The following is a 3,638-nucleotide window of genomic DNA, read 5'->3' as shown; positions in this document are numbered from 1 at the left end:
AATGACTACTTTATGACATTAGATTCAAGCGACAAAATACACATAATATTCTAACAGTCAAAAACATACGTTTTTCTTATAGCCATTAGTTAGTGTTTCTTAGAAAACTCTACAAAATTAAAAATGTTTCTTTTTATAAAATTAGATAGATTTCTAAGAGTCCCTATTTAAAATAATTATTATTTTCGCATTTTTAAAAACAACTTAAAATGGAGGAAAAAATGATTAAAAATGTATTTGCTATTTTAGTGGTAGCGTTAGTTTTGTTTGCATGTGGAAACAAAGAAACTAAAGATGAAATTACAAAAATTGATGTTAACGAATTTGTAGAAAATGCCGTAAATTATGTTGACCAAACAGTTTCAATTGAAGGAACTGTTATTCACACTTGCGAACATGGTGGCAAAAAAATGTTTATCAGTGATGATGAAAGCAGAAAAGTAAAAATTACAGCAGGGGAAGATGTTCCTAAATTTGAACAAACACTTGAAGGTAGCGATGTTATTATAGAAGGTGTTGTAAGAGAACTAAGAATTGACGAAAAATACTTAGTTGAATGGGAAATGAAAATTCAGGAAGAAGAAGCAAAAGAAAAAGAAGAAATAGAAGCAGACACAACTAAATCTGAGGAAGTTACCGAAGAAATGGAAGCAAACTCTGCACATCATGCTGAAGATGAATTTGAACATGAAGCAGAACACATGGACAAAGAATCACACGAACAACATAATGCATATAAGCAAATTGAAGATCTTAGAAAACAAATTGCTGAAACAGAAGAAGGTTACATCTCTTATTTTTCTATCGAATGTTTGAAATTTGAAGAAAAAGCTGTTGAAGAAGAAAACAAATAAAGTATTTTTATACTAAGTAAAAAAGGTCAGGATATTTTTCTTGACCTTTTTTTTAAAATCATTTATAATGAAATTTAAATGGCGAAAATGGAATAGAGTTACACACAGAGATTTGGGTTATTTTTTACTTGGTATGACCTTAATTTATTCCATTTCCGGTATTGCAATAAACCATATTGACGACTGGAATCCCAATTATATAGTTAATAGACAGGAATTTATAATATCCGACAATCAAAAATTAAAAGCTTTAAATCAAGAAGAAGCTAAAAAATTACTTAAAACAATAGATTCACAAGTGATATTTAAAAAGCATTACTACCTTGCTAATCAGCAATATTTGAAATATTTTATTAAAAATGGCAATGCTCTTATCAATATCACGAAAAAAACAGGATATATTGAAACAATTAAAAAAAGACCAATATTTTACGAAGTAAATTTTCTTCATTATAATCCATCTAACTGGTGGACTTGGTTCTCTGATTTTTTTGCTGCAGGACTTATTCTTCTTGCCATCACAGGCTTATTTGTTTTAAAAGGTAATAATGGAATAAAATGGCGTGGAGCAATAATTGCCGGTGTCGGTATAATTATTCCTATACTTTTCCTTCTTTTCATTTGATTTACACAATATTATAAAACAATTAACAATTTAAAGACTTTGTTTATTATTCTTTTTATATACAAAAGAACATTCTATATTTATTTTTAAATTTATAAACGTCTTTAAATCAGGGTTCTAAAATGAGTATTCCCTTCCCTACTTCTATTTTTAGTATTTTGCTACAGTGAAATAACTAATGGATTAATAAATTTCGTGGATAAGTTAATAGAAAGTAAAACAGCATTAGTTTTACTTTTGTGCTAAATTATGATTAAGTAAATGAAAGTATTAACATTAATCTTTATTGTAATAGCATTAAGCATCCACCAAAAAACTCTAGCAAGTTCTGAAGAAATTTTGCTACTTGAAGAACAATTAATAAATTCTACAGAACAAAACACTAAAGTTGACATCTACAATAAAATCAGTAAAGAATTATTACCTTACTTTACTGACGAAGCTCAAAAATATGCAAAAAAAGCCCAAAAGCAATCATTGAAATTAAGGTATTTGAAAGGACAGCTAAATGCTTTAAGTAATTTAGCCCAAATAAGCATATCTCAAAATAATGATAAACAAGCTTTAGTTTATTTTTATAAAAAAATTTCATTACTTAATTCTCTTGATAACAATGTTGCTATTGCCAATACATTTCTTTCAATTGCTAAAATGTATTTAAATTCAGGTAATTATGATTCATCTGAAATATATTTAACTAAAAGCAATGACTTATCTGAACAATACGTTTTGGCTGAAAATATAATTCAAAACAAAAGATGTTTAGCTAATTTATTTTCACAAAGGGGGTACTTTATAAATGCTGAAAATTTATATGAAACAGCATTGGATATGGCATTAAACGAAAATAAAACATTATTAGTAGCTCAGATACATTTAGATTTAGCAAAACATTTTTACGATAACAAAAATTATATTTTTGCACTTGATAATGCAGAAAAAGCATATTCTTACGGACATAAGATTCACAATCTCGAATTAAATGTGATGGCAACTAAATATTTAACAATGGTTTATAAACAATTAAATGTTATAGTAAGCTATGAAGAATATGATAAACTATATTCATTTTATAATAATAAGTTAACAGAAAGAGAAGAAATCAATCATCACAAATTAGAACTATTTTTAAAAAGAGAAAAGGAAAAAGGGAAGTTAGAATCCTTAAATCAAGAAATAATTAAATTAAATGCAAATAACTCAAGCAATTCTAAAAACATACATTTAATAATTTTTCTTTCAACAGTACTACTAATTAGTTTATTAATAATATTTGGAATTTATATTTATAAGAAAGAAAAAAGCTTAAAAAAAATTCAGCTTAGAAATAAAAGAATAAAAAAAATTTATTACCAACAGGATTTGAATAAAACCAGAGAAAAAATATTAAAGCTTATAGCACATGATATTAAAAATCCACTTCACTCGTTATTAGGCTTTTCGGATATACTTTATAACGATTTTGATAAATATTCTGAAATTGAAAAGAAAAAATTTATTCATTATATTTATGCTTCTTCGAAAAATATTAATGAACTTTTTACTAATCTAAGTGATTGGTTAGAATCTCAAGGTGGAAGCAATGAGAATGTTAACAAGGAAATTAAACTGAATGAATTGATTAATAAGTTTTTACCTATGGTAAGAACAAAGGCTGATGAAAAAAATATAAAAATAAAAACATCAATTGCAAATGATATTATTGCAATGACAAATCCTGAAATGCTATCTTCTATACTTTGGTTTTTGATTTCCGACAAAATTAATATTACTCATAATAATGGAATTATTAGCATACAATCGGAAGTAATAAACAACAAAATTGAACTATTTGTTAAAACTAATGCTGTTAAAAATGGAGAAACAAATTATCTTACGAAAAGTACTAATGGTAAAAGCGGTAGGTATAAAGTAAATAATGTTTCAGGTTTTGATTTAAGCCAAGAATATATTGGGAAAAATAATAGTAACGTAAATTTAGTAGCAAACAAAAAAGAAAAAGAATATAAATTATTAATTCCATTAGCTACTTTTACTAAGGAAAAAAACTAAGAACTCACAACTCATCTCTCACAACTCATCTCTCACAACTCATCTCTCACAACTCACAATTCTTCATCAATTGACTTATCTACAGACTTAATACCGTAAGATATAAA

General features: G+C 26.1%; 3 protein-coding genes. All 3 read left to right on the top strand.

Annotation, left to right across the window (positions count from 1 at the left end; all coding sequences use genetic code 11):
- Positions 1-209: 209 nt before the first annotated feature.
- The 3 genes from U9R42_05620 (at position 210) to U9R42_05610 (ending at position 3,531) form a co-directional block, all read left to right on the top strand.
- The gene (locus U9R42_05620; protein ID MEA3495498.1) at positions 210-854 is read left to right on the top strand and encodes a hypothetical protein; all 645 of its coding nucleotides are present in this window, start codon (positions 210-212) and stop codon (positions 852-854) included.
- 67 nt (positions 855-921) lie between these two features.
- Entirely contained in the window at positions 922-1,479 is a 558-nt protein-coding gene (locus U9R42_05615; GenBank protein ID MEA3495497.1) for a PepSY-associated TM helix domain-containing protein, read from the top strand.
- Between the two features lie 261 nt (positions 1,480-1,740).
- Positions 1,741-3,531, top strand: a complete 1,791-nt coding sequence (locus tag U9R42_05610) for a HAMP domain-containing sensor histidine kinase (GenBank protein MEA3495496.1) — start codon at positions 1,741-1,743, stop codon at positions 3,529-3,531.
- Positions 3,532-3,638: the final 107 nt, after the last annotated feature.

Source organism: Bacteroidota bacterium (genome assembly GCA_034723125.1).
In the GTDB taxonomy this organism is placed as follows: domain Bacteria; phylum Bacteroidota; class Bacteroidia; order CAILMK01; family JAAYUY01; genus JAYEOP01.
Note: the sequence above shows the minus strand (reverse complement) of the source record. Positions and strands in the feature narration are given on the sequence as shown.

Excerpts from the sequence above, each read along its gene's own strand:
- U9R42_05620 (MEA3495498.1), top strand. The coding sequence starts at position 210 with ATGGAGGAAAAAATGATTAAAAATGTATTTGCTATTTTAGTGGTAGCG.
- U9R42_05610 (MEA3495496.1), top strand. The coding sequence starts at position 1,741 with ATGAAAGTATTAACATTAATCTTTATTGTAATAGCATTAAGCATCCAC.
- U9R42_05615 (MEA3495497.1), top strand. The coding sequence starts at position 922 with ATGAAATTTAAATGGCGAAAATGGAATAGAGTTACACACAGAGATTTG.